Raw genomic sequence first — 24112 nt, 5'->3', positions numbered from 1 at the left:
GGCGCGAAATGACTCCTGAATCGGTCATGATGATGGGCACAGAGGCGATGAAAGTCGCCCTGGCCCTTGCTGCGCCTTTGCTGTTGGTCGCTCTCGTCACAGGTCTTATCATCAGTATTCTGCAGGCGGCGACCCAGATTAACGAAATGACGCTGTCCTTCATTCCCAAAATTGTCGCGGTGTTTATTGCCATCATTGTTGCTGGCCCGTGGATGCTTAACCTGCTGCTCGACTACGTGCGTACGCTGTTCAGCAATATCCCCTACATCATCGGGTAGACAACGCTATGTTGCAGGTGACCAGCGTTGAGTGGCTCCACTGGCTGAATTTATACTTCTGGCCTTTGCTGCGCATACTGGCGCTCATCTCAACGGCCCCCATCCTCAGTGAACGAGCCATCCCCAAACGGGTAAAGCTGGGGCTGGGGTTGATGATAACTGTCGTTATCGCCCCATCAATTCCCGCCGTTGACGTCCCCATCTTTTCGATCGGCGCACTATGGCAGGCAATGCAACAAATCCTGATCGGTATCGCTTTAGGCTTCACCATGCAGTTTGCGTTTGCCGCAGTACGTACCGCCGGGGAATTAATTGGCCTGCAAATGGGCCTTTCCTTCGCGACATTCTTCGATCCCGGTAGCCGTCTGAATATGCCGGTTCTGGCACGACTGATCGACATGCTCGCCATGCTGCTGTTCCTGACCTTTAACGGCCATTTATGGCTGATTTCGCTGCTGGTAGATACTTTTCATACTCTGCCCATCGGTGGCAATCCGGTGAACAGTAATGCGTTTCTCGCGCTGACACGGGCGGGTAGCCTGATTTTCCTCAACGGGCTAATGCTGGCCCTGCCGGTAATGACGCTGCTACTCACGCTGAACCTCGCACTTGGTTTGTTAAATCGCATGGCGCCACAGCTGTCGGTTTTCGTCATCGGCTTTCCTCTCACTCTGACCGTAGGTATTTCACTGATGGCGGCGCTAATGCCATTAATTGCGCCATTCTGCGAACGATTATTCAGTGAAATTTTTAATTTACTGGCCGATATCGTCAGCGAAATGCCTGGAAAATAATAACCCTTAATTTTTATCCTGCTTTACTAAGGATTGTCCTAATTTTAAAAAGTGACAACATCCACCAGGATATCTCTGTCGCGGCTTATTTGTTTTTGCCTCACTCACATAACGCAACATTCACTTTACTTTAAGATGTTTCCTGGCAAATTATACGCAACTTTACGGGATAGTAAATTCGCCTGAAAAACAGCGAAAGCGTCATCTTGGGTCGTTATTATTCCGTTTAGTTGTGATGAAATAATCAGGTAAGGGGAATTATCGTTACGCATTGAGTGAGGGTATGCCATGTCAACGATTATTATGGATTTATGCAGTTACACCCGACTAGGGTTAACCGGGTATCTGGTAAGTCGGGGAGTGAAAAAAAGGGAAATCAACAACATTTCCAACGTTGATGAACTCAGTCTCGCCTGTGTCTCTCAACAACCCGCTGTGGTGTTTATTAATGAGGACTGCTTTATCCACGATCCTGCTAATAGCCAGCAAATAAAGCAAATCATTAATCAGCATCCCAGCACATTATTTATTGTGTTTATGGCAATTGCCAATGTGCATTTTGATGAATATCTACTCGTCAGAAAAAATTTATTGATTAGTTCTAAATCGATTAAGCCTGACTCACTGGATAAACTACTTGGCGATATTCTGAAAAAAGAAGTAGATATTGCTATTGATGTGAATCTGCCGACATTATCATTAAGTCGAACTGAATCCAGCATGCTGCGTATGTGGATGGAGGGTCAGGGAACAATACAGATATCAGATCAAATGAATATCAAAGCCAAGACGGTGTCATCCCATAAGGGGAATATAAAACGAAAGATTAAGACGCATAATAAGCAAGTTATCTATCACGTTGTGAGGCTTACGGATAACGTCACCAATGGTATCTTTGTGAATATGCGCTAAGACGTTCTGACTGGTGGCGACTCCACCAGTCAGAATCAAACAGCGGAACTCATCTCACTCCACTTTTTCCACAAAGATACCATCCTGATGACCTGATTCATTAAAGAACCAGATACCGAGCGGGTAGTCTTCCAGCGAAACCAGGTACATGGTGCCTTCACTAAACTCTTCGATTGCCAGTACCACGCCCGGTCGACGAGGACCGCCGTCCGTTTTGACTGTGACCCGATCATTCACCTTCATAGTTTTCCTCCTGTGGCTTTGTGCCAGTGTAGAACAAATTCCTTTTTCTGGCAGCGCTGTGCACGCGCGATTGCGGGTTTTATCGACGGTCTATACTTAAGTTGCGCGTATCTGATGTTTGGGTACGCTCCCCCGGTATCCTTAACGGTTGAGAGGTATGAGGATGAAAACCGCGAAAGAGTACAGCGATACGGCCAAACGTGAAGTCAGCGTCGATGTGGACGCGCTGCTAAAGGCAATCAACGAAATCTGCGAGAGTGAAATTCATCGCAGCCAGGATGACCCGGAGCGCGTTAGCGTCGACGGGCGAGATTACCATACATGGCATGAACTGGCCGATGCGTTCGAGCTTGATATCCATGACTTTAGCGTGTCGGAGATCAATCGCTGACTGAGGGCGAAAAAAATCCCGGCCCTTATCGGGTCGGGATCAAGCTTGCTTATGCAAGAAGCACTTGTAAATTCGTTACACCAGAAAATCTGATGTGAACCAAACCTTATCTGCAATTTTTTTGCCTGACAAGTAAATAATTCTCACCAAAATGATAAATATAACTAATGGGTGAGAGATCACCAGGTTACGGTCGAGTCAAATGTTCAGGCATCCTGACAGAGCTGTCTTCGCTCGCCCGGCACCACCAGTTCATCTTCACGGAATGCTTCCCGTTTAACGCCAAAGCCGTCGTACCAGCGACACTCCACCATTCCGCTGGCATACCCGGTAACGATCATACGTGGGCCACCCTCTTTGGAGGTGACTTCCTCACTGACAGAAAAGACCATACCTGCCTCCTGTATCAAGAGAAACCTTTACACCTTAGATGACAAAGAGGCGTTTTGCATAATCAGTCCTGTAACAATTAGTGCGAAACTCCGCGCAGTCTGGCGACAGCTTTCACCAGCAGAACGACAATCCCACCGATGATAAAGCCGAGCACCAGGTTAAGCAGGGTCGGAAGCATTAGCGAAATCAATGTACTTTGCTGTTGAGCAAAATGTTCAATCGCATGATGCAGCGGTGATATTCCGTGTACCACAATACCGCCCCCCACCAAAAACATCGCCAATGTACCGACCACAGAAAGTGTTTTCATCAGCCAGGGGGCAACCACCAGCAACCCTTTCCCCAGCGACTGGGCAAGTTGGCTACGTTTTTCTGCCAGCCAGTACCCGATGTCGTCAAGCTTAACGATAATCCCGACCAGACCATACACGCCCACGGTCACCACTAACGCGATACCCGATAACACCAACACCTGATTCAGCAAAGGTGCATCCGCTACAATACCCAGCGTAATCGCAACAATCTCGGCAGACAAAATGAAGTCAGTACGTATTGCCCCTTTGATTTTATCTTTCTCAAAGGTGAGTGGATCCTGTGCGGCCAGAGCAGCCAGACGCTGCTGACGCTCTTCCGGGCTTTCTTTGTGCTTACGCGCCTCCAGGGTATGCAGAACCTTTTCTACCCCTTCAAAACAGAGAAACGCCCCACCTACCATTAATAAGGGGGTGATCGCCCAGGGAATAAATGCGCTTATCAATAGCGCCAACGGTACAAGGATAACTTTGTTTACAAACGACCCCTTCGCCACGCTCCAGACCACCGGGAGTTCACGGTTCGCCCGCACGCCCGATACCTGCTGCGCATTAAGCGACAGATCATCTCCCAGCACGCCCGCGGTTTTTTTCGCGGCCAATTTTCCCATCACTGATATATCATCCAGCAGCGTGGCGATATCATCGAGTAAGGTTAGTAAGCTACTTCCTGCCAAAATTTTGACCCTCAATATTATTTTTTTGCAGTCATAAGTATGAAGTAAAACACGCCATGCTGAAACTGACCTTTCTGGTCAACAAGTTTTTAACATCGACACGTAATTATAAATCTCGCCAGTAAGATAGTTTTGACGTTTACTATGTTGCACCTTTTTATTTCTACCGTGAGGGATTATGCGTTTCAGGCAATTGTTACCGCTTTTCAGTGCGCTATTCGCGCTGTACATCATTTGGGGTTCCACGTACTTCGTTATTCGCATTGGTGTTGAAAGCTGGCCGCCGTTAATGATGGCAGCCGTACGTTTTCTCTCTGCGGGAATTTTGTTAACAAGTTTTTTACTTATTCGCGGGCATAAGCTCCCCCCCTTACGCTTAATCCTGAACGCCGCGTTAATTGGTATCCTGCTGCTGGCTGTGGGTAATGGACTGGTCACCGTCGCAGAACATCAAAATGTCCCTTCCGGTATTGCCGCCGTGGTGGTCGCCACCGTCCCGCTATTTACGCTGTGTTTTAGCCACTTTTTTGGCATCAAAACGCGCAAACTGGAATGGTTGGGAATAGCGATTGGGCTCGCAGGGATCATCATGCTGAACAGCGGAGGCAATTTAAGTGGCAATCCGTGGGGCGCTATTTTAATCCTGATCGGTTCGATAAGCTGGGCGTTTGGCTCGGTGTACGGTTCACGCATTACGCTGCCCGTTGGCATGATGGCCGGAGCCATTGAAATGTTAGCAGCCGGTATTGTGCTGATGTGCACATCGATACTCTCCGGGGAAAAACTGACCACCATGCCAACATTTTCAGGCTTTATGGCGGTGGCTTACCTGGCCCTGTTTGGCTCCATTATTGCCATTAATGCGTATATGTTCTTGATCCGCAATGTCAGCCCGGCGCTAGCCACCAGCTACGCCTACGTCAATCCGGTTGTTGCGGTGCTGTTAGGTACCGGTCTGGGGGGAGAAAGACTGGCCCCTATCGAATGGCTGGCGCTCGGAGTGATCGTGTTTGCTGTGGTGCTGGTAACGTTGGGGAAATACCTGTTCCCTGTTAAAGCGGATGCCGTCGCGAGTTCGTCGGAAAAAACATTACAGTAAATGAATTCCGAGAGTGTCGATCTGCGCGGTGTCGCCACCGCCGCAGATCCACTCGATGACACGTTCAGATAACGCTTCATCATCCAGCTTTTCGCGACCACGCAGGGCGCACTCCCAGACAATCAGTACGCGCCAGCCAAGAGCCTGCAATTTTTCACAATCCCGCGCATCGCGTTGGACATTTTTGCCTATTTTTTCCAGCCAGAATTCCGTTCGTGTCGCGGGGACTTTAAACAAATAGCAATTGTGGTGGTGCCAGAAACAACCGTGAGTAAAAATCACACAATGATAATCATCCACCACAAAATCGGGGCGACCGGGTAACGTCGCATCCTGCACGCGAAACGTTACCCCCTGCTCTGTCAGCACGCTGGCAAGGCGTTTTTCAATTGCGGTATCGCGGGTGGCTATCGCCCGCATATTTTTACTGCGTGTTGCTTTATCGTGAACGTCTGCCATGCAGGTTCTCTTTCTCGCGAATAGCAACTGCCTGCCTGATTTTTGGCTCCAGCAGCCTGGCCACCGCCGCAAATGCCGGAACGATCACCGAATTACCAAACTGGCGATAAGCCTGAGTATCTGACACGGGGATCCTGAACTGATAGCCTTGCGGAGATTCAAACCCCATCAGGCGCGCGCACTCTCTGGGCGTAAGTCTGCGTGGGCGGTGTCGCTGATTCTGCGGATCGTCAAAATCTTTTTCACCTAGCGCCATATCCCAGCCACGGTCAATCAGGATCTCCGCCCCATCCTTATAATAACGCGCAGATAATGTGCGCGTTACGCTATCAGGGTTACCGGGATACACCATGCCATAGCCAAATCCATTTCCCCGCGCCTGATGCTTTTTCGCATAGCGGTAGAGGTATTTCCACAGCACCGGCGTCAGCACATATTTCGCATCGACGGTCGGCTCAAGCAGTTCCGCCAGCGTAGTACGCCGCTGCGGATAACGCGTGACAATATCCCGCAGCGTGAAGTCTGATTTCAAATTCAGATCGCGTCGGAAACCGACAAGCACGATACGTTCGCGATGTTGAGGCAAAAAATGTTGCCCATCGATAATTTTCGGATCATCCGGACCGTTATCTGCCGCATCTGCCACGTCATAACCCAGCTCGTCCAGCGTCTGCATAATGATGCGAAACGTTTTGCCCTGATCGTGACTCTTCAGGTTTTTGACGTTTTCGAGCACAAATATTGCTGGTCGACGAGCGTCGATAATGCGCACCACGTCAAAAAAGAGTGTGCCTTGTGTATCGCAGGCAAAACCGTGGGCCCGCCCTAACGCATTTTTCTTTGACACTCCGGCCAGGGAGAAGGGCTGACAAGGAAATCCCGCCAGCAGTACATCATGTTCTGGAATGTGCTGGCGAATATGTTCTGCCGCCTGCTGGTCGCTCACCCCATCCTGATGGCTCAGCGTGACATCACGAATATCTTCATTAAAGTGATGCTGGAAGGGATCGCAATAGTTGTTCGCTTTGTAGGTGCGCACCGCATGCTTGTTCCACTCGCTGGTAAACACGCACTGCCCACCAATTGCCTCAAAGCCGCGACGAATCCCGCCAATGCCGGCAAACAGATCGATAAATCGAAAGGCATAATGCGGATGATGCGCAGGTGGCGTCGGCAGCAAGGAATTCAGATAAGTAAACTCATTGTCGCTGAGGCGATGCCATGTTTCGTTCGCCACCACTCGCTTAAAGATGGCCGGACTCCAGCGGTTCTCGCCAACACCGTTCAGATAAGCAACCAGGGTTTTCACGTCATATATTTCAAGCAACTTAGCCAAAATCACCTGCGCGGCGGCCTTGTTATCATCTGTCATCGGGTTCATGGAGCCTGCTACTGAAAAATTATCCTGCATACATTTAACCGGCCGAAATGGATAACCGACAGATTAACATAAAATAGTGCGATTGACGTTGCGGCTGCACTGGCGACTAACGTGCTTTAAAGGGTTGAATCGCGTCAAGATCCAGCATTTCATACTCTCCTTTTAACTCCGCACTCAGCTTCGCCATATACGTCAGTAAGAAGTCAGCATTATGCTGCGCTAAATGTCGTCCTTGTTCAGTTTGCATCGTCGACGGCAACGTCAATAACTTGGTCTGGAAGTGATCGAGCGCGTACTGTTTGTCGTCAAGGCCACGCTGGCGGGCAAACGGATCTTCCGCATCAAATAGCGCCACGCCTAACGCACCAGACACAGCAAATACGCGCGCTAGACCGATAGCCCCCAGCGCCTCAAGCCGGTCCTCATCCTGCACGATTTTCGCTTCAAGGGTTTCTGGTGCAATTTTGGCGCTAAAACTGTGCGCCTCAATGGCATGGCACACGGCAGGTATTCTTTGTTGTGGAAAATCCGGAAAATCGCGCATCAAAATGCGACGCGTTTCCAGAGCTGCCAGTACCGACGAACGATGACGCTCAGGATGGTTCTTTGGCAGGCTGACGAGATCATGGAAGTAGCACGCGGTCAGCACCACTAGCCAGTCTACAGTAGCATCTGTACTCAGCTTTTGCGCCGTCATCCATACACGACGAAAGTGAAAGATGTCATGCGCAGCATCTTGTCCGGAATGGTTATCAGCTAACCAAGCTTCAAATTGCGACTGCCAGTCGTGCAGTTTCATGCTATCTCCCTTTGTAGAAAGAAAATCACCTTAGCAACAATTTTCATTGCAAACCACTGCCTGCCCCATTACATAATTAATTTTTATTATCACACCGAAAATAAAACCCACATGAATTTATAAAAACCATAATCTCAATATCAACAACCATATTATATGAATAATAAAGACAAATACTTCCCACAAATAAAATTCAAGTTGCAAATAAATAACTAGACACACATAACGCATTGATTAAAAAATTATTTTCGTGGCAAATAACAATGTAATATACATACATTTATAGTTATAAAAACACACTCAAGAAATATTTAGAAATATTTTAAATATATTTGTTACATGTTATATTTTAAATTAAATGAACTTCATAGATAGTATCCAAATGTAGTTGCTTGGATAGTGCTACATATTCATTTTAATTATCATGCAAAGGGAATACATAATGAAAAGAAAAGTATTGGCACTGCTTCTCCCTGCTTTATTAGCTGCAGGCGCAGCAAATGCGGCTGAAATCTATAATAAAAACGGCAATAAACTGGATCTGTACGGAAAAGTCGATGGTCTGCGTTATTTCTCTGATAACCCTGGCGACGATGGCGATCAGACCTATGCCCGTCTGGGTTTTAAGGGCGAAACACAGATCAACGACATGCTGACCGGTTATGGTCAGTGGGAATACAACATTAAGGCCAACGGTACCGAAGGTGACAAAGGCGATTCCTGGACTCGTCTGGCCTTTGCCGGTTTAGGTTTTGGTCAAAACGGTACTTTCGACTACGGTCGTAACTACGGCGTCGTGTACGACGTTGAAGCCTGGACCGATATGCTGCCAGAATTCGGTGGTGATACCTACACTCAGACCGACGTTTACATGCTGGGTCGTACCAACGGCGTTGCTACCTATCGTAATAAAGGCTTCTTTGGTCAGGTTGATGGCCTGAACTTTGCCCTGCAGTATCAGGGTAATAATGAAGGCGAAGGCACCTGGAGCGGCCAGGAAGGTTCCGGTAATAGCGAAGGTCGTAAACTGGCGAAAGAAAACGGCGACGGTTTCGGTATGTCCACCTCCTATGACTTCGACTTCGGTTTAAGCCTCGGTGCGGCGTATTCCAGTTCTGATCGTACTGATGACCAGGTTGCTCGCGGTTACCAGGATGGTATGAACAAGCGCAACAACTACGCTGGCGGCGAAACAGCTGAAGCCTGGACTGTTGGCGCGAAGTATGACGCTAATAACGTTTACCTGGCAGCCATGTATGCAGAAACCCGCAATATGACCTATTACGGCGGCGGCAACGGTGAAGGTAATGGTGGCATTGCTAACCAAACCCAGAACTTTGAAATTGTAGCTCAGTACCAGTTCGATTTCGGTCTGCGCCCATCCATCGCTTACCTGCAGTCTAAAGGCAAGGATTTAGGGGGTCAGGAAGTGAGCCATGGTAACTGGCGTTACGTCGACAAAGATCTGGTCAAATATGTTGATGTGGGTATGACTTACTACTTCAACAAAAACATGTCCACCTATGTCGATTATAAAATCAACTTGCTGGACGAAGACGACAGCTTCTATGAAAGCAATGGTATCGCAACTGACGACATCGTTGCCGTTGGTTTAGTCTATCAGTTCTAATTACGACAAAAATACGCAAGCCCGCTTCATACCAAGCGGGCTTTTTCACCGCACAGGGATAAGCTCTGCTAACAGCGCCAGATATCCGACACTCTTTTAGAATTAATGCGGGGAAGATTTTGAAAAAATATTGATAACCAGAACCCCAGCGCAAATCAGGAACATGCCTGCGATCGCCGGGAAATCCAGCTTTTGCCCACTTACCAACCAGCCCAAAAGGCTGATTAATACGATTCCAGCACCTGACCAAATTGCGTATGCAATACCCGTTGGAATCGTCGACAGCGTCTGAGCGAGAAGATAAAAAGCAGTGCAGTAGCACACAATGGTTGCGGCAGATGGCCATAGACGTGTAAATCCGTCAGAGAACTTCATCAGGGTTGTACCTATTACTTCAGCTACAATGGCCCCGGCAAGGAAAATGTATGAATTCAAAATCTGGCCCCATGTGACAATCTAAGATAATTATCGTATCACAAAGGGTTAAGTGAGTTTATCCAAAACAAGTCGTGGGCATAACCCCAACAAATATTGCAATCTTGCCACCGTCTTGTGCGTCCGCTCATCGCTCAAAGATAACTGTCAGATTTATTCTCGAGGCTTGTTGCTAATTTCTCTGACGGCCTGGTTTCTGGGGCTATCTTCTTCTAGCATAAAAGCCAAAATAACTTTAGCTACCCTGCCCCTGGTTTAACTTTGAGCCGCAGGAAAAAAACTTGATAGAAACGAGAAAGGACAAACAACTATTCTCAGATCACAAAACTGAACGCCAGGTTGCGGTTTATGACAGAAAAGTGAAAATTTCCCCCACACTGGATCTTCCAGTATTGGGCAAATCAGAACATGATGATGGCGAGCTTTATACTAAGCGAATATATCAACACTATACCAAGTGTGACATGCGTCGTTGAAAGGAATTGAGCTAAGTGTTTGAATAGTGGCGGAGAGAGGGGGATTTGAACCCCCGGTAGAGTTGCCCCTACTCCGGTTTTCGAGACCGGTCCATTCAGCCGCTCTGGCATCTCTCCGTTTTGGCGGTTGCCATGATGCCAGGTAATTTGGCATTTTAACAGACCCCGTTCCGTCAATTTCGTTCAAGTGACGAGTTTGCGAGCAAAACGATGATTAAGTGGCCCTGGAAAGAGCAAGAAACAACCCGGAGTGACGACTGGCCGTGGGACGACGCCCTGGCTATTCCTCTTCTGGTGAATCTCACCGAGCAAGAACAAGCCAGACTTATCGCCCTGGCCGAGCGCTTTTTACAGCAAAAAAGATTGGTAGCGCTTCAGGGGTTTGAACTTGACCCGCTGAAAAGTGCGCGCATTGCGCTGCTTTTCTGTTTGCCTGTCCTGGAATTAGGGGTCGAGTGGCTCGACGGGTTTCATGAAGTTCTCATCTACCCTGCCCCGTTTGTCGTGGACGATGAATGGGAAGACGATATTGGGCTGGTGCATAATCAACGGGTTGTACAGTCCGGGCAGAGCTGGCAGCAAGGTCCGATAATCCTTAACTGGCTCGACATTCAGGATTCTTTTGATGCCTCCGGCTTTAATCTAATCATCCATGAAGTGGCACATAAGCTTGATATGCGTAATGGCGACCGCGCCAGCGGTATTCCGGCGATCCCTCTGCGAGATATTGCCGGTTGGGAGCACGACCTGTATGCCGCAATGAATAATATTCAGGATGAAATTGATCTGGTCGGTGAAACCGCGTGCAGTATAGATGCTTACGCAGCAACCGACCCGGCCGAATGCTTTGCCGTTCTATCGGAGTATTTCTTCAGTGCTCCTGAATTATTTGCGCCACGTTTTCCGGCCTTATGGCAGCGTTTTATTCAGTTTTACCGCCAGAACCCCATGGAGCGGTTACGCGATACCCGCTAAGATGGTCATTATCGCTCAGCAAATGTGCATTAACGCTGAATTTGAAGATTAATTAAGCAATTGAAATGACGCGCTAATTTTACTGTTGACACCTCATGGTAAGGTCAGTAATATGCGCCTCGTTCACACGATTCCTCTGTAGTTCAGTCGGTAGAACGGCGGACTGTTAATCCGTATGTCACTGGTTCGAGTCCAGTCAGAGGAGCCATATTTAAGAAGCCTGCTTAGGAAACTAAGCAGGTTTTTTGCTTTTTCGGTCGCTATAAAATCCCCTCTGATAAGCACCCTGCCTGCTCTGCACCCCGTTACATGCCGCATCACAACGTTGATTAAAGTTATGTAAATGTAAATCGTTTAAACTTTGCAATTATTGTAAGTGCTAGTGATTATCATTTATTGTACGCGAGCCAAAGGAACGAGCCCTCGCTCGGTTCACTGTACGTTCCAATTACTCTGGGATATAAACGATGAATTCTCTGCCTCGCGCCGGACTGCGCCGTATCACACTTGCCTCTTCCCTGGTCTTCTCAGTTAGCCTACCGGCTTTCGCTCAGGAAACGTTAACGCTCTATACAACCCGCGAACCGGGTCTGATCCAGCCTTTACTTGATAGCTGGACCAAAACCAGCGGCATCAAAGTCAGTACGGTCTATATCAAGGACGGTATGCTTGAGCGCGTTAAAGCTGAAGGTAAAAATTCACCTGCCGACCTGCTGATGACCGTCGATGCCGGTAATCTCATTGATTTAGTGGAAGCGGGTGTAACTCAGCCAGTAGAGTCAGAAGCACTGAAAACCGCTATTCCAGCTAATCTGCGCGGTGCAGATAATCAGTGGTTTGCGCTGTCGATGCGTGCCCGCGTGCTGTATGCCGAGAAGTCACTGCCAATCGATAACTGGCATTACGAACAACTCGCCAGCCCTGAGTACAAAGGTAAAGTCTGTATTCGTTCCGGACAGCACCCGTATAACACGGCGCTGATCGCCGCAATGATTGCTCATCACGGCGAAGCAAAGACCGAAGAATGGCTGCGCGGTGTGAAAGCTAACCTGGCGCGTAAAGCTACCGGTGGCGATCGCGATGTTGCTCGCGATATCCTCGGCGGTATTTGCGATATTGGTCTCGCCAACTCCTATTACGTCGGCCATATGAAAAATGCCAAAGAAGGCAGCGATGCGCGTCAATGGGGCGATGCGATTAAAGTCGTTAAACCTACCTTTGAAAATGGCGGTACACACGTCAACATCAGTGGTGCAGCTGTAGCCCGCTATGCGCCAAATAAAGCCGATGCCGTTAAGCTGATGGAATATCTGGTTTCCGCACCTGCCCAGCAGCAATATGCGAAAGCGAACTTCGAATACCCGGTACTGAAAGGCGTGACGCTTGACCCGGTTATCAACGCAACTATTGGCGAAATCGACGTCGATAAAACACCATTAACCGAAATCGTTAAATATCGTAAACAAGCTAGTCTGCTGGTAGATAAAGTTGGATTCGATCAATAAACCTCTGCAGTTTCCGACGTTACGCGGCCTGGTTTCCGGGCCGCAGTCATTATTAACGCCGCTACATCTTGGCGCACTGTGCGTAGCGCTTGGCGTTTTGACACCGATCATTGCGCTGATTTGGCAGGCTACCCAGGCCGATTTATCTCACTGGGATAATCTCCTGACGTATGTACTACCTGCCGCACTAAAAAATACCGTGCTGTTATTAGCCGGTGTCGCGGTGATGGTCGGCGTGATTGGCGTAGGCAGCGCATGGGCGGTAACGGCATGGGATTTCCCTGGACGTAAAATACTTAGCTGGGCGTTACTGTTGCCGCTGGCGATGCCGACCTACATTGTGGCCTTTGCGTGGCTCGATCTGCTGCATCCGATTGGCCCCCTGCAAACCTTTATCCGTTTTTTACTGGGTTTTGACAGCCCAAGACAGTTCCGTCTGCCAGATTTACGCTCACTTTCCGGCGCAATCATCCTACTCGGATTGGTGCTTTACCCATACGTGTATCTGACAACCCGCGCCATGTTTATTAGCCAACCGGCCCATTTACTGGAAGCCGCACGCACACTGGGATGCAGCGCGACCGGAACCTTCTTTCGTGTTGCATTGCCCATGGCCCGTCCGGCACTGGCCGTTGGGATCAGCCTGGCACTACTGGAAACGCTCAACGATATCGGCGCATCGGAGTTTCTCGGGGTACAGACGTTAACCGTTACCGTGTACACCACATGGATCTCGCGTTCTGATTTATCTGCCGCGGCACAAATTGCCAGCATGATGCTGATGTTTATATTCCTTATTCTGACGCTGGAATTTTATGGTCGCAGAAAACAAGGATTCAGCAGTCGCAGCCTACGGGAAATTCAACCTACGCGCGTGCAGGGCTGGCGTGGCTGGCTGCTCGGTGGCGTTATTTCACTGCCTGTCCTGCTGGGTTTTCTGGCTCCGGTTCTGTTTTTAATGTGGGAAAGCGCCAAACGCATAGGTGATGAAAATCCGCTTTCCTCTTCGTTACTGTCAGCATTACAAAATACGCTATCGCTGGCGGCGGGAACCACGCTGGTGGTGGTTTGCGTCAGTATGTTGGTGGCCTGGAGCGCGCGTCATAGCGCCGCCGACAACGCCATGCCAGGATTTCGTCGCGGCGTGATGCGTCTGGCTTCTTTAGGCTATGCGGTCCCCGGCACAATTCTGGCAATTGGTTTTTTGACACCCGCCATGGCGGTCGACCGCTGGCTGGCCGATTTACTGGATGTTCGTGGTCTGCCGCTGATGTCCGCCGGGATCCTGCTGGTAATTTGTTGTGCCATGCGATTCCAGGCGATTGCCATTGGCGCACTGGATTCTGGTCTGGGCCGTATCCCCCCCTCGCTGGAACAGGCGTCTCGTCTGTTGGGTGAGAATGGTGCGGGGACGTTTGCACGGGTCCATTTTCCCCTGCTGCGTCCAGCGTTAGTCAGCAGTGCCCTGCTGGTTTTTGCCGATGCCATGAAAGAACTGCCAACAACGTTGCTTTTGCGCCCGGTCAATTTCGAAACGCTGGCAACATTGTTGTATGCGGAAGCCGCCCGTGGAACCTATGAAGAAGGTGCTATCGCCGCGCTAATGATTGTGTTAGCTGGCACGCTACCGGTTATTTTGTTGGTGCGTCATCAAATGACTCGCCGTGGTTAAGAGAGCAACAATGTCAGAAATTGCATTACGACTCCAGGATGTACACGTTACTTATGGCAACAGCCAGCAATCGGTACTGAGCGGATTTTCAATGTCGGTACATAAAGGTGAAATCGCCTGTCTGCTGGGCGCTTCAGGCTGCGGGAAAACCACGGTGCTACGCGCAGTTGCCGGATTTGAACGCCTGCAAAACGGAGAGATCTATGTGTCACAGCGCCGTGTTGCCGGTCCCGGCATTCATCTGCCACCGGAAAAACGTCATGTCGGCATGGTCTTCCAGGAATATGCGTTATTCCCCCATCTGACCGCGCAGCAAAATGTGGCCTTTGGATTGCGTCGCATGCCGCGTGAGGAACAACAGGCCAGAGTGACTGAGCTGTTGAAAATGGTGGAGTTACACAGCCATGCCAACCGCTATCCGCATGAGCTTTCAGGCGGACAACAACAGCGTATCGCCCTTGCGCGCGCGTTGGCGCCACATCCGGAAATCCTGTTGCTCGATGAACCCTTCTCCAGCCTGGATAAGCGCACACGTGAACGTCTTGGCAACGAGGTACGGGATATTTTGCGCGCCGCCGGGCAAACGGCGCTGTTGGTTACCCACAGCGAACACGAAGCTCAACTAATGGCAGACCATATTGGCGTGGTAAAAATGGGGCAGTATCAAATAAAAAAAGCGACCCATCCGACCTGAAGGTCACCAGGGTCGCCCTGAAAATTAATAATGTTTCTGTACCAGGCTGATGTTCACCGGCATACCGGAACGTCTTTCCAGTGCCTGGCTTCCGCGGCTCACATCCACGTCATTCCCACTGATAAAGGTGCGCAGAGCGGGAGTGACGGGCAAGGGAACCTTTCTGTCAGACTCGTATTCCGAACGATTTCGCGACAGCGGCTCATGCACTTCCACCCAACGACTACCGTCCGGCTCTTCGCTGTATTTCACCGGTCGGTCAATTAATTGTACACGGGTCCCTACAGGCACCGTATCAAACAGGTACTTGATGTCGTCATTCCGCAAACGGATACACCCCTGGCTTACCCGCAGACCAATACCGAAATTGGCATTTGTCCCGTGAATGGCATAAAGCCTGCCGATATAAATTGCATACAGGCCCATCGGATTTTCTGGCCCGGCAGGAACAAATGCGGGCAAGCTTTCCCCGCGAGCGGCGTATTCGCGTCGGGTATTTGGCGTCGGTGTCCAGCTTGGCGCTTCCTGCTTACGCTCTACCGCCGTCACCCAGTTGCGCGGCGTTTCTCTACCCGCCTGACCAATGCCAATGGGTAAAACCTCAACCGTATTGCTGCCAGCAGGATAATAGTAAAGCCGCATCTCGGCGACGTTGATGACAATCCCCTCGCGTACGGTATCCGGTAATATCAGTTGCTGCGGCACAACCAGCGTTGAACCCGATTTAGGCAGAAAAACATCGACGCCCGGATTGGCTTCAAGCATATTGCTCAACCCCTGCCCGTATTGAGCGGCAAATGCTTCCAGCGGCTTGGTATTTCCTGGTGGAACCGTAACAGTCAAAGGGCTACCCACCAGGCGACTGCCCTCTGGCGGCAATGGATAACTCACCGCCTGCGCGCCCTGACTCGCAAGCAGCATAATGAGTGAACAAAGCAGTTTTACACGACGCATCTTTTTCCTTTCCTTCGTCGCAGCAGATATCCGTTAATTATAGCTTTTATTATCTGTTTTAGTGGGTTACGACATATTTGCGCATAAAAAAACCTCGCCAACAGGCGAGGTTCAGGTTGAGCGGTAACTACGCTTCCTTACCATCCGGAAGCACGATGTTACTGGCGGCTAACTGCCCCATATTGTTGTACATCGCACAAGCAGCCTCAACAATTGGCATCGCCAACGCGGCCCCACTGCCTTCGCCCAAACGCATCCCCATATTCAGATACGGATCCAATTCAAGATGCGCCAGCGCGGTACGGGCGCCCTTCTCAGCGGAGAAATGTGACGGGATTAGGTAGGGTTTAATTTGTGGTGCAATCTGGCAGGCCGCCAGCGCAGCGGAATAAGAAAGAAAACCATCCAGCACGACCGGCAGGCCGCAGGAGGCCGCCCCCAACATAACCCCTGCCATGCCGACAAGATCGAACCCACCAACTTTAGCCAGCACATCGACACCGTCATGGCGATCCGGCTGATTGACGGCAATTGCCCGACGCACAACGTCTACCTTATTCCCCACCCGAGAAAGAGGAAGGTTAGCGCCAATACCCACGACTTCCTCAGCATCACTGCCGGTAAGCACGCTAACAATGGCCGCCGCAGGTGTAGTATTTGCCATACCAAGCTCACCGACACCAAACAGCGTCACACCGTCTTTGGCCAGTTCATGGGTATAGCGAATGACTTCCAGCAACAACTCCTCGGCCTGCGAACGGCTCATTGCCGGGCCTTCGGCTATATTGCCGCAGCCGCGTGCCACACGCATATTCACCACGCCGGGAATAGGTTCAGCATCAATCCCCACATCTATCACATGGACCTTCGCCCCCGCCTGAGCGGCGAGGACGCAGACGCCGGTCGTTCCACGCGTCATATTGGCAGCCTGTATAGCCGTGACAACTTTAGGTGAAACGGCAACCCCTTCATCCCACACGCCGTGATCGGCGCACATCACCAGCATCGCTTTGCCATTCACATGCGGCCCCCCCTTCAGGCCAGGCATCCCGGCCAATTGCACGGCGAGAGATTCGAGTCGCCCCAAACTTCCCGGCGGCTTAAGCAAGCCGTCGATATGCTGCTGCGCGCGCAGCATCGCGGCACTGTCAGGTAATGGGATCGCGCGGAGTAAAGAGGTTAAAGTCTGCATAAGGGTTCCAGTATGTGGGCTGACTCAGAGCAGAGCCAGCAAGAAAATCAACTCGCCAAGTTCAATGGCAGCGCCCAGCGTATCGCCGGTTTGCCCACCCAACGTGCGTTTTAATAACTGCCCAAGAATAAAAATCGCCACCATTGTGACAACCAGCGCTGCCACGCCGCGCATGCCGGGAAGCAGCACGGCGGCAAGGATCGCCGCCAATCCCAACGTAACGCAGGTTTGACGCCCGGTGACTTTACCAATAAAAACGTTGCCCAGCCCTTCTTCGCGGACATAGCGATGCCGATACATCAGCAACACCGCCGTTCCTCGCCCGGCGACACATGCCGCCGCCAGCGCAGCCAGCATCGGCGTGCCACGCAAAGCCAGTTCGCTCACCACCAGCACCTTCGCCAGTAAAACGAAAATTAACGCCAGTCCACCGTGGGTTCCCAGACGACTGTCGCGCATGATTTCCAGCATCCGCTCGCGTCGGCGCGCCGAAAAAATGCCGTCACAGGTATCCGCCAGACCATCCAGATGAAATCCCCCGGTCAATAACGCCAGCGTCAGCACCGCAAAAAGAGCGGCCAACGGTATACCGCACCAGGTCTGGAGCGCCATGAAGACCAGCCCCGTCAACCCTCCCAACACGACGCCAATCAGGGGAAACATCACAATACCGCGGGAATAGTGCTCGAAATCCAGTCCTTGCGACCAGCGAGCAGGAACGGGCAAGCGACTGATAAAAGAGAGCATTGCCCAGAACAACTTACTCATTTAATTTTGACTCCAATTCCTGATACCACCAGCCAGACCTCATCAGCCGCCGCCGCCAGTCGCTGGTTCACGCGTCCTGCAATATCACGAAAATGCCGCGCCAGACGGTTCTCCGGCACAATCCCCATTCCCACTTCGTTAGTGACCAACACGATCTTTGCCGGGCAGCGCTGACAGGCTGCAATCAGCGAACGGATTTCACCTTCGATAGACTGTTCCATCGCCGCGTAATCCCAGCTGTCCGGATCGCTATCACCGCCTAGCGCAAACAGCAGGTTGGTCACCATCGTAGTGATGCATTCAAGCAGAATGGCTTCCTGAGGATCGTTCGCGGCCGTAATCAGTTCATCAAGATGTTGCCAACGTTCGGCTGTACGCCAGTGCGCAGGACGTCCATCGCGATGATGCTGAATTCGCGCAGCCATCTCCTCATCAAAAATCTGCGAAGTCGCAATATACAAAACGTTTGGGGAATCAGCGATCAGCGCTTCCGCATGCCGACTCTTACCGCTTCGCGCGCCGCCAGTAACCAGAATCATCATACTGGCTCCCGGTGTTGCTGCATGATGGTATAAATTTTCTCAATATCGATGTGTTGCCGCATCGCATCCGCCAGCAGATCAAACTGCTGCGATTTATATTGCGCGTAATGGAAGGTGGAATCCAGCGGAGCTAACCCTTTACGTTCTCGCAGGCCATTGACCAACGCACGGGTGAAATCATCGCTGTCGAAAAGACCGTGAAGATAGGTGCCGAACGCCAGACCATCCGCAGTGACCGCGCCGTCAACAACGTTGCCGCCGTCTTTGTGCAACGTCATCACCGACTGACATTCATCGGTTAATGCTGTTTCACCCATATGAATTTCATAACCGCGAACGGATAACCCCGCTGTGCCCGCCAGCCAGTCAGGCAGCGATGAGGACATTTGCCCCTTAACCAGGGTCGTGGTTTTGTGCTGAGCAAAATGGGTGACAGTATTGAGCAAGCCCAGCCCCGGCAGCGTACCGAGTCCTGACTCCACTTCATCAATGATGGTATCGCCGAGCATTTGATAACCGCCGCAAATCCCCACCACCGGTACGTTATTACGATGCAATTGCACGACGCCATGCGCCATCCCGCTTTCACGTAGCCACACCAGATCGCCAAGGGTATTTTTGCTGCCGGGCAAAATCACCAGATCGGCCCCCGCCAGCTCTTCAGGCTGGCGAACATAGCGCACACGCACATCCGGCTGCGCAGCAAGCGCATTGAAATCCGTAAAGTTAGAAATGTGCGGGATTTGCACAACGGCGATGTCGATGTCGCGTTTATCAGTGCGCAAATACTTGCCCTTTTGCAGTGCAACGCCATCTTCATCTTCCAGATCAACATCAAGCCATGGCATCACGCCCAGCACCGGAACACCGGTCAGCGCTTCAATTTGCTCGATACCGGAGTGCAGCAGCGTCACATCACCGCGAAACTTATTGATGATCACCCCTTTTACGCGTGCGCGTTCGTGATCGTGCAACAGCGCCAGCGTGCCGTAAATGGAGGCGAATACCCCACCACGATCGATATCCGCTACCAAAACGACAGGGCACTGCGCCATTTCTGCCATGCCCATATTGACGATATCGCGATCGCGCAGGTTAATCTCTGCCGGGCTCCCCGCACCTTCCAGCACCAGCACATCGAACTCCTGCGCCAGGCTGTTATAAACTGACAGGATCTGTTCCCGCAGACGTGGTTTGTACTCGTGGTAACTCACCGCGTCCATATCAGTCGCTACTTTGCCCATCAGCACTACCTGCGCTTTGCGATCGCTGGTCGGTTTAAGCAGAACCGGGTTCATACGCACATCTGGCGTAATACCTGCGGCTTCAGCCTGAAAAATTTGCGCGCGGCCCATTTCTTTTCCCTCTGGCGTAATGCCAGAGTTCAGCGCCATGTTCTGCGATTTGAACGGTGCGGTATGCAGTCCATCCTGATAAAAAATACGACACAGCCCGGCGACCAATACGCTTTTACCTACATCAGATGCCGTTCCCTGCAACATTATTGCCTGCGTCATGACGCCTCCTTCAGTGCGTTCTCTCGCATACAGCTAAAAAATTCAGCCTCTGTTTTACACAGAGGGAAGCCCAACTCGGTATGCAGCTTCACCAGCCAGGGCTGAGTTAATCCCGCTTGTTCAATAAGATCCGTACGGGCGAAAACGTCGCCTGGCGTGCCGTGCGTGAGTACTTCGCCCCGGCGTAAAACGTACACCGCATCGCTGACTTCATAGATAAGATCGATATCATGGCTTGAAATTACGACATGGTTTCCTTGCGCTACGATGCGTTTGATAATCTCAATCATCTGCGTGCGGCCTGACGGGTCGAGGCCCGCAGTAGGTTCATCCAGCAGCAGATACTGCGCCTGCAACACCAACGCCCCGGCTATCGCTACGCGTTTTTTTTGCCCATGGCTTAAACACTGAATGGGCTGATGGCGAAAATGCTGGGCGTCGACCAGCGTAAGCGCATCTTCCACGCGTCGGGCGATTTCAGCCTCATCCACCCCGAGATTGCGCAGGCTAAAGGCGATATCGCTGTCGATATCGGTATAAAAGATTTGCTGATCGGGGTCCTGAAATACCGTTGCCACCTGTTGACGCAGCGCCAGCAGGCCGCGTTTGCTGTAATCCAGCGGTTTGCCCTGCCACATCACCGCGCCTTGCTGTGGGCGCAATAAGCCACTCAGGTTCATAAACAGCGTGGATTTCCCGCAACCATTAGCGCCTACCAACCCGGTGACGGCATACGTAGAAAAATCCAGCGTTAGCCCTTTGAGGATCGGGTCATCCTGATAGCGAAACCAAAGCGCTGAGGTGGCAAGCATACTTTTCCTTACAGGTGAAAATCACCCTGATAAAGTTTGATATCCAGTGTGGTGGTCATTTGCTGGTAGCGGATCAACACGCGGGTGAACAGCAATCCCACCAGCATTGCCAGAGAGCGGTAGCCCAACGGCAAGCTACGATAACCAAAACGCAGCGTTTGTGCGCGGTGAATAGCCAGCGCCTCGTCTAAGAGAATAAAAATAAACCGCCAGGTCAGCAGGATCTGTTCAGTTAACAGGCGAGGAACGTGCGCGCGTTTGAGTAGGATAATTAATTGCGGAAACGGCAGATTCAGTACCAGCCAGAAGGTTGCCGCCAGCGCTGCAAGGCTGCGCCAGAACGTCTCATTCGCTGTCACCAGACCTGGTGCACTGATTCCCAACCAGTAACTTCCCACAGGTATGCTGGCCAACAGCGTCTGTGGATCGCGGCTGATGCTAAACAGGATGGTCACTACGCCAACCGCCAGAAAACCAAACGGTAATGCCATCCAACGGCACCAGCGCCAGAAGGAAATACGCAGCAGCCAGCAGCTCAGCGCGGCAATCAATAACAGCTCAATACCCTGCCCCAACGGGGGCAGAGTAAACGCCAGAATCATCATCACCAGCCAGAGCAGAAATTTCCGCACTGGCGAGACATGAACCCAACGGCTTTGATAGCTAAGCCTGTCAAGCCCGGTCATCACGGCGTTGCCTGCCCTTGGTATAACCCAGGATATAGAAAATCACGGCTGCGCCCAGCGATCCCTGAAGTGTAAACAGCAGACTTTCAATTTCACCGCTTGCCGGTTCATACAGCGGCTGGAACCAGGGTTCATAATGCGGGGCAATAGCCTGAATCTGACTCTCCGCCTCACCGTCTGAACCGCCGTACTCTCCACCGTGGTTGATAAAGAACGGCAGGATCACCAGCGCCACTACCATGCCCAATATAATCAGCGTCTTTTTCATCGTTAATGTCCTTGTGCGGTTATTAACTGGCGTTTGGTTAGCTGATCGTAAATCAGCACGGTGAGTAACCCTTCCGCAATCGCGATTGGGATCTGCGTCAGACAGAAAATCCCCATGAACTTAATGATTGAACCGGTAGCGCCAGCAGAGGGATCCGGGAACGCGATGCCCAGCTGTACCGACGTCACGAAATAGGTGACGAGATCCGCCAGCATCGCGCACAAGAAGACGCAAACGTCACGACGCAGCCCTGCACGGCAGGCCATTTTCCACACCATGTAACCCACTACCGGGCCAATTACCGCCATCGACATGCCGTTCGCGCCGAGCGTCGTTAAACCACCGTGTGCCAGCAGCAGTGCCTGGAACAGCAGAACGATCGCCCCGAGGATGGCTACTACGCCAGGTCCAAACAGGATAACTGCCAGGCCTACGCCGGTAGGGTGTGAACAACTTCCGGTAACGGAAGGAATTTTCAGCGCCGACAGCACAAAAATAAAGGCGCCGCACAGTGCCAGTAAGACTTTCTGGTGGTTATCTTCCTGCACGATTTGGCGCAGGCGCACCAGCCCGTACCACAGGCAGGGTAAAAACAGCAGCCACCATGCCAGCGCCCACATCGGCGGCAAGAAACCTTCCATAATGTGCATGGCGAACGCTTGCTCAGGAACAATCATCAGTAATAGCGCCGCAGCCAACCCGCTGAAAGACAGCTGTTTTAGCTGTTGTTCAAGCTTCATTGTGCATACTCCCACTGTTTGTTGACCAGAATGGTCGAGAAATAAGGCAGCGGCTGATCGTCGCTCACCTCATCGAGATGACGCCAGCACTGTTCACCTGGCAGCGTGGCTTCAGACATCATTAATGCGCAGTCCAACAACCCCTCTTGTTGCAGCAGCGCTTTGATACGCGCAAAACGACCGTACACTTTCATCAACACCAGACTGTCATGCTGCTTTAACGCCTGCTGAATTTCAGCTTCCGGCGCGGTACAGGAGACCACTGCCAGCGATTGTTGCTCCATGGCGAGCGGGGTTTTCGAACGCGCGGCAATCGCAGCGAAAGAAGTCACGCCCGGGACGATTTCTAACCAGTCAGGCGAACCAATGCGCTGCAGTAAAAAGACCCAGGTACTGAACAGCATGGCGTCGCCGAGCGTAATAAAGCCTACTTTTTTTCCAGCTTCGACTTCCTGAACCAGCGCGGTTGCAACCTCATCCCAGACGGCCTCTTTTTCCGCGCTGTCGGCACTCATGGGAAAATGACAGCAGCGAACCTCGGTCTGCTCGCCGATATACTCCCGCACAATCGACAGCGCCAGGCTATCGCCGCCTTTACGCCCGGCAGGCGCATAGAGAATATCCAGCATGCCCAGCGTACGTGCAGCACGTACGGTGATCAGATCGGAAGCGCCAGGTCCGGTGCTTAATGCGTACAGTTTCCCGCTCATGCTGCTTCCTCCAGCGCCACATTAAGCGCCTGCTGTAAATGTGCCACGAACATGGCGCGAACCGCCGGATTCTCACCCAGTCCACTGAGCCATGGCGTAGCCTTTATCCCGGCCGCATTGAACAATGTTTTCCACGAATCATCTTCGTCAGAGGCCATATCATTAATGGCATGGTCACCAGCAACTAACATCAACGGCATCAGATGCACCGCCGTCACCCCTTCCTGAGATAAACTTTCAATCAGCACATCCACTTCCGGATAGCTTTCCACCGCCCCAACCCGCGCCGGAAAGCGCTGCGCCGTCATCATATGGTCGAGACAGGCATAGGCGGCAAAGGCATGATGGCTGGCACCGTGTCCCATAAACACCACTTTTTCATTTTCTCTAAGCGTCGGCATTTGCTGTTGCAGCGCCAGCATCAGTTGGGCGTAATCTTCATGGCTGCTCAGTAGCGGTACACCCAGCGTCAGGCGTGAAAACAGCGGACGCATACTTTGCACTTCGCGGACAATTTTTTCGTATTCGTCGCCATTGATAATGTGCAGCGACTGAATAGCCACATCCTGATACCCCTGCTCCGCCAGTTTTTGCAGCGCCTGCAGCGGTGTGTCGATTTCAATGCCGTCACGCTGCTTGAGCTTGCGGATAATCATCCCGGAGGTAAACGCCCGGAACAGGTCGCGGTCAGGGCAACTGGCTGCAAGATCGCGCTCACAGGCCACAATATTTTTTTCACAGGTGTCGTGATAGCTGGTGCCAAAGCTGACCACCAGAAGCGCCTTTTTCATCTCTAACT

The 24112-nt window shown here is 51.4% G+C and carries 28 protein-coding genes, 2 tRNA genes and 1 pseudogene; 12 read left to right on the top strand and 19 right to left on the bottom strand.

Going from position 1 to position 24112, the window contains the following annotated elements:
- Positions 1–8: 8 nt before the first annotated feature.
- The 3 genes from fliQ to rcsA all read left to right on the top strand — a co-directional run bounded on the left by fliQ (position 9) and on the right by rcsA (position 1984).
- Positions 9–278, top strand: coding sequence for a flagellar biosynthesis protein FliQ (fliQ, locus tag GFB57_RS13660; protein WP_003030425.1), 270 nt, complete (start codon positions 9–11; stop codon positions 276–278).
- 8 nt (positions 279–286) lie between these two features.
- Positions 287–1072, top strand: coding sequence for a flagellar biosynthetic protein FliR (gene fliR / locus GFB57_RS13655; protein WP_003030424.1), 786 nt, complete (start codon positions 287–289; stop codon positions 1070–1072).
- Positions 1073–1360: 288 nt separating this feature from the next.
- Positions 1361–1984 carry a transcriptional regulator RcsA gene (rcsA, locus tag GFB57_RS13650; RefSeq protein WP_003030421.1) on the top strand — a complete coding sequence of 208 codons (624 nt, stop codon included), beginning with the start codon at positions 1361–1363 and terminating at the stop codon, positions 1982–1984.
- Between the two features lie 54 nt (positions 1985–2038).
- Here rcsA and dsrB read toward each other — a convergent pair whose 3' ends face one another.
- Positions 2039–2227: a protein DsrB gene (dsrB, locus tag GFB57_RS13645; RefSeq protein ID WP_003030419.1), complete on the bottom strand. Its 189-nt coding sequence runs from the start codon at positions 2225–2227 to the stop codon at positions 2039–2041.
- Positions 2228–2390: 163 nt separating this feature from the next.
- Between dsrB and yodD the strand changes: the two genes are divergently transcribed.
- Positions 2391–2618: a YodD family peroxide/acid resistance protein gene (yodD, locus tag GFB57_RS13640; RefSeq protein ID WP_003030417.1), complete on the top strand. Its 228-nt coding sequence runs from the start codon at positions 2391–2393 to the stop codon at positions 2616–2618.
- 206 nt (positions 2619–2824) lie between these two features.
- Here yodD and GFB57_RS13635 read toward each other — a convergent pair whose 3' ends face one another.
- Positions 2825–3010 (bottom strand): DUF2158 domain-containing protein, encoded by a 186-nt coding sequence (locus tag GFB57_RS13635; protein ID WP_003030415.1) that lies wholly within the window; start codon positions 3008–3010, stop codon positions 2825–2827.
- A 77-nt stretch (positions 3011–3087) separates the two neighbouring features.
- Positions 3088–4002, bottom strand: coding sequence for a DUF808 domain-containing protein (locus tag GFB57_RS13630; RefSeq protein ID WP_169316136.1), 915 nt, complete (start codon positions 4000–4002; stop codon positions 3088–3090).
- A gap of 175 nt (positions 4003–4177) precedes the next feature.
- On the opposite strand from GFB57_RS13630, the gene yedA reads away from it, so the two are divergent.
- A complete protein-coding gene (yedA, locus tag GFB57_RS13625) occupies positions 4178–5098 on the top strand; it encodes a drug/metabolite exporter YedA (RefSeq protein ID WP_003030412.1) in 921 nt (306 codons plus the stop codon).
- Here yedA and GFB57_RS13620 read toward each other — a convergent pair.
- From GFB57_RS13620 to GFB57_RS13610, 3 genes are all read right to left on the bottom strand, one after another.
- On the bottom strand, positions 5090–5557 hold the full coding sequence (locus GFB57_RS13620) for a very short patch repair endonuclease (protein WP_003030411.1): 468 nt from the start codon (positions 5555–5557) through the stop codon (positions 5090–5092). The two genes, yedA and GFB57_RS13620, sit on opposite strands and share 9 nt — an antisense overlap.
- Positions 5538–6968 (bottom strand): DNA cytosine methyltransferase, encoded by a 1431-nt coding sequence (locus GFB57_RS13615; RefSeq protein ID WP_032933152.1) that lies wholly within the window; start codon positions 6966–6968, stop codon positions 5538–5540. The genes GFB57_RS13620 and GFB57_RS13615 overlap by 20 nt, the downstream gene beginning before the upstream one ends.
- 76 nt (positions 6969–7044) lie before the next feature.
- Complete coding sequence (locus tag GFB57_RS13610; protein WP_003030409.1) at positions 7045–7737, bottom strand: phosphohydrolase; 693 nt, start codon at positions 7735–7737, stop codon at positions 7045–7047.
- Between the two features lie 442 nt (positions 7738–8179).
- On the opposite strand from GFB57_RS13610, the gene ompC reads away from it, so the two are divergent.
- Complete coding sequence (ompC, locus tag GFB57_RS13605; protein WP_003030408.1) at positions 8180–9367, top strand: porin OmpC; 1188 nt, start codon at positions 8180–8182, stop codon at positions 9365–9367.
- Positions 9368–9469: 102 nt separating this feature from the next.
- On the opposite strand, the gene GFB57_RS13600 is transcribed toward ompC, so the two are convergent.
- The gene (locus GFB57_RS13600; RefSeq protein ID WP_003030310.1) at positions 9470–9802 is read right to left on the bottom strand and encodes an EmrE family multidrug efflux SMR transporter; all 333 of its coding nucleotides are present in this window, start codon (positions 9800–9802) and stop codon (positions 9470–9472) included.
- Between the two features lie 290 nt (positions 9803–10092).
- On the opposite strand from GFB57_RS13600, the pseudogene GFB57_RS13595 reads away from it, so the two are divergent.
- Positions 10093–10278 (top strand): annotated as a pseudogene (locus tag GFB57_RS13595) (hypothetical protein); the annotation flags it as partial.
- 27 nt (positions 10279–10305) lie between these two features.
- Here GFB57_RS13595 and GFB57_RS13590 read toward each other — a convergent pair.
- Positions 10306–10395: transfer RNA gene (locus GFB57_RS13590), tRNA-Ser, on the bottom strand.
- Positions 10396–10488: 93 nt separating this feature from the next.
- Between GFB57_RS13590 and mtfA the strand changes: the two genes are divergently transcribed.
- The 5 genes from mtfA (at position 10489) to GFB57_RS13565 (ending at position 15124) form a co-directional block, all read left to right on the top strand.
- The gene (mtfA, locus tag GFB57_RS13585; protein WP_003030306.1) at positions 10489–11253 is read left to right on the top strand and encodes a DgsA anti-repressor MtfA; all 765 of its coding nucleotides are present in this window, start codon (positions 10489–10491) and stop codon (positions 11251–11253) included.
- A gap of 132 nt (positions 11254–11385) precedes the next feature.
- Positions 11386–11461 (top strand) — tRNA-Asn (locus GFB57_RS13580).
- A 259-nt stretch (positions 11462–11720) separates the two neighbouring features.
- Positions 11721–12758, top strand: a complete 1038-nt coding sequence (locus GFB57_RS13575) for an extracellular solute-binding protein (RefSeq protein ID WP_003030303.1) — start codon at positions 11721–11723, stop codon at positions 12756–12758.
- Complete coding sequence (locus tag GFB57_RS13570) at positions 12742–14430, top strand: iron ABC transporter permease (protein ID WP_003030300.1); 1689 nt, start codon at positions 12742–12744, stop codon at positions 14428–14430. Before GFB57_RS13575 ends, GFB57_RS13570 begins: the two co-directional genes overlap by 17 nt.
- Before the next feature lie 10 nt (positions 14431–14440).
- A complete protein-coding gene (locus GFB57_RS13565) occupies positions 14441–15124 on the top strand; it encodes an ABC transporter ATP-binding protein (protein ID WP_003030299.1) in 684 nt (227 codons plus the stop codon).
- Between the two features lie 24 nt (positions 15125–15148).
- On the opposite strand, the gene ldtA is transcribed toward GFB57_RS13565, so the two are convergent.
- The 11 genes from ldtA to GFB57_RS13510 all read right to left on the bottom strand — a co-directional run bounded on the left by ldtA (position 15149) and on the right by GFB57_RS13510 (position 24104).
- A complete protein-coding gene (gene ldtA / locus GFB57_RS13560; RefSeq protein WP_003030298.1) occupies positions 15149–16078 on the bottom strand; it encodes a L,D-transpeptidase in 930 nt (309 codons plus the stop codon).
- A gap of 127 nt (positions 16079–16205) precedes the next feature.
- Positions 16206–17270, bottom strand: coding sequence for a nicotinate-nucleotide--dimethylbenzimidazole phosphoribosyltransferase (cobT, locus tag GFB57_RS13555; protein WP_008324731.1), 1065 nt, complete (start codon positions 17268–17270; stop codon positions 16206–16208).
- A 24-nt stretch (positions 17271–17294) separates the two neighbouring features.
- Positions 17295–18038 carry an adenosylcobinamide-GDP ribazoletransferase gene (gene cobS, locus GFB57_RS13550; protein WP_003030295.1) on the bottom strand — a complete coding sequence of 248 codons (744 nt, stop codon included), beginning with the start codon at positions 18036–18038 and terminating at the stop codon, positions 17295–17297.
- Entirely contained in the window at positions 18035–18580 is a 546-nt protein-coding gene (gene cobU, locus GFB57_RS13545) for a bifunctional adenosylcobinamide kinase/adenosylcobinamide-phosphate guanylyltransferase (RefSeq protein WP_003030294.1), read from the bottom strand. The genes cobS and cobU overlap by 4 nt, the downstream gene beginning before the upstream one ends.
- The gene (locus GFB57_RS13540; protein WP_003030293.1) at positions 18577–20097 is read right to left on the bottom strand and encodes a cobyric acid synthase; all 1521 of its coding nucleotides are present in this window, start codon (positions 20095–20097) and stop codon (positions 18577–18579) included. Before GFB57_RS13540 ends, cobU begins: the two co-directional genes overlap by 4 nt.
- The gene (locus tag GFB57_RS13535) at positions 20094–20909 is read right to left on the bottom strand and encodes an energy-coupling factor ABC transporter ATP-binding protein (protein ID WP_003030291.1); all 816 of its coding nucleotides are present in this window, start codon (positions 20907–20909) and stop codon (positions 20094–20096) included. Before GFB57_RS13535 ends, GFB57_RS13540 begins: the two co-directional genes overlap by 4 nt.
- Before the next feature lie 8 nt (positions 20910–20917).
- Positions 20918–21595: an energy-coupling factor ABC transporter transmembrane protein gene (locus GFB57_RS13530; protein ID WP_003030290.1), complete on the bottom strand. Its 678-nt coding sequence runs from the start codon at positions 21593–21595 to the stop codon at positions 20918–20920.
- The gene (locus GFB57_RS13525) at positions 21582–21863 is read right to left on the bottom strand and encodes an energy-coupling factor ABC transporter substrate-binding protein (RefSeq protein ID WP_003030289.1); all 282 of its coding nucleotides are present in this window, start codon (positions 21861–21863) and stop codon (positions 21582–21584) included. The genes GFB57_RS13530 and GFB57_RS13525 overlap by 14 nt, the downstream gene beginning before the upstream one ends.
- Positions 21864–21865: 2 nt before the next feature.
- Positions 21866–22603, bottom strand: a complete 738-nt coding sequence (gene cbiM / locus GFB57_RS13520; RefSeq protein WP_003030287.1) for a cobalt ECF transporter S component CbiM — start codon at positions 22601–22603, stop codon at positions 21866–21868.
- Positions 22600–23313 (bottom strand): cobalt-factor II C(20)-methyltransferase, encoded by a 714-nt coding sequence (locus GFB57_RS13515; RefSeq protein WP_003030285.1) that lies wholly within the window; start codon positions 23311–23313, stop codon positions 22600–22602. Before GFB57_RS13515 ends, cbiM begins: the two co-directional genes overlap by 4 nt.
- A complete protein-coding gene (locus tag GFB57_RS13510) occupies positions 23310–24104 on the bottom strand; it encodes a sirohydrochlorin cobaltochelatase (protein ID WP_003030283.1) in 795 nt (264 codons plus the stop codon). Before GFB57_RS13510 ends, GFB57_RS13515 begins: the two co-directional genes overlap by 4 nt.
- Positions 24105–24112 lie beyond the last annotated feature (8 nt).

The organism is Citrobacter sp. S39 (assembly GCF_009495675.1).
GTDB lineage: Bacteria > Pseudomonadota > Gammaproteobacteria > Enterobacterales > Enterobacteriaceae > Citrobacter > Citrobacter freundii.
The sequence above is the reverse complement of the archived record's forward strand: the minus strand, read 5'-3'. Positions and strand labels throughout refer to the sequence as shown.

Bases quoted from the DNA above. Each gene is read 5' to 3' on its own strand.
- cobU (WP_003030294.1), bottom strand. From the start codon at position 18,580: ATGATGATTCTGGTTACTGGCGGCGCGCGAAGCGGTAAGAGTCGGCAT.
- GFB57_RS13610 (WP_003030409.1), bottom strand. From the start codon at position 7,737: ATGAAACTGCACGACTGGCAGTCGCAATTTGAAGCTTGGTTAGCTGAT.
- dsrB (WP_003030419.1), bottom strand. From the start codon at position 2,227: ATGAAGGTGAATGATCGGGTCACAGTCAAAACGGACGGCGGTCCTCGT.
- GFB57_RS13530 (WP_003030290.1), bottom strand. From the start codon at position 21,595: ATGACCGGGCTTGACAGGCTTAGCTATCAAAGCCGTTGGGTTCATGTC.
- GFB57_RS13620 (WP_003030411.1), bottom strand. From the start codon at position 5,557: ATGGCAGACGTTCACGATAAAGCAACACGCAGTAAAAATATGCGGGCG.
- cobS (WP_003030295.1), bottom strand. From the start codon at position 18,038: ATGAGTAAGTTGTTCTGGGCAATGCTCTCTTTTATCAGTCGCTTGCCC.
- cobT (WP_008324731.1), bottom strand. From the start codon at position 17,270: ATGCAGACTTTAACCTCTTTACTCCGCGCGATCCCATTACCTGACAGT.
- GFB57_RS13635 (WP_003030415.1), bottom strand. From the start codon at position 3,010: ATGGTCTTTTCTGTCAGTGAGGAAGTCACCTCCAAAGAGGGTGGCCCA.
- mtfA (WP_003030306.1), top strand. From the start codon at position 10,489: ATGATTAAGTGGCCCTGGAAAGAGCAAGAAACAACCCGGAGTGACGAC.
- GFB57_RS13525 (WP_003030289.1), bottom strand. From the start codon at position 21,863: ATGAAAAAGACGCTGATTATATTGGGCATGGTAGTGGCGCTGGTGATC.
- fliR (WP_003030424.1), top strand. From the start codon at position 287: ATGTTGCAGGTGACCAGCGTTGAGTGGCTCCACTGGCTGAATTTATAC.
- cbiM (WP_003030287.1), bottom strand. From the start codon at position 22,603: ATGAAGCTTGAACAACAGCTAAAACAGCTGTCTTTCAGCGGGTTGGCT.
- GFB57_RS13615 (WP_032933152.1), bottom strand. From the start codon at position 6,968: ATGCAGGATAATTTTTCAGTAGCAGGCTCCATGAACCCGATGACAGAT.
- GFB57_RS13565 (WP_003030299.1), top strand. From the start codon at position 14,441: ATGTCAGAAATTGCATTACGACTCCAGGATGTACACGTTACTTATGGC.
- rcsA (WP_003030421.1), top strand. From the start codon at position 1,361: ATGTCAACGATTATTATGGATTTATGCAGTTACACCCGACTAGGGTTA.
- GFB57_RS13515 (WP_003030285.1), bottom strand. From the start codon at position 23,313: ATGAGCGGGAAACTGTACGCATTAAGCACCGGACCTGGCGCTTCCGAT.
- fliQ (WP_003030425.1), top strand. From the start codon at position 9: ATGACTCCTGAATCGGTCATGATGATGGGCACAGAGGCGATGAAAGTC.
- ldtA (WP_003030298.1), bottom strand. From the start codon at position 16,078: ATGCGTCGTGTAAAACTGCTTTGTTCACTCATTATGCTGCTTGCGAGT.
- GFB57_RS13510 (WP_003030283.1), bottom strand. From the start codon at position 24,104: ATGAAAAAGGCGCTTCTGGTGGTCAGCTTTGGCACCAGCTATCACGAC.
- yodD (WP_003030417.1), top strand. From the start codon at position 2,391: ATGAAAACCGCGAAAGAGTACAGCGATACGGCCAAACGTGAAGTCAGC.
- GFB57_RS13575 (WP_003030303.1), top strand. From the start codon at position 11,721: ATGAATTCTCTGCCTCGCGCCGGACTGCGCCGTATCACACTTGCCTCT.
- yedA (WP_003030412.1), top strand. From the start codon at position 4,178: ATGCGTTTCAGGCAATTGTTACCGCTTTTCAGTGCGCTATTCGCGCTG.
- ompC (WP_003030408.1), top strand. From the start codon at position 8,180: ATGAAAAGAAAAGTATTGGCACTGCTTCTCCCTGCTTTATTAGCTGCA.
- GFB57_RS13535 (WP_003030291.1), bottom strand. From the start codon at position 20,909: ATGCTTGCCACCTCAGCGCTTTGGTTTCGCTATCAGGATGACCCGATC.
- GFB57_RS13540 (WP_003030293.1), bottom strand. From the start codon at position 20,097: ATGACGCAGGCAATAATGTTGCAGGGAACGGCATCTGATGTAGGTAAA.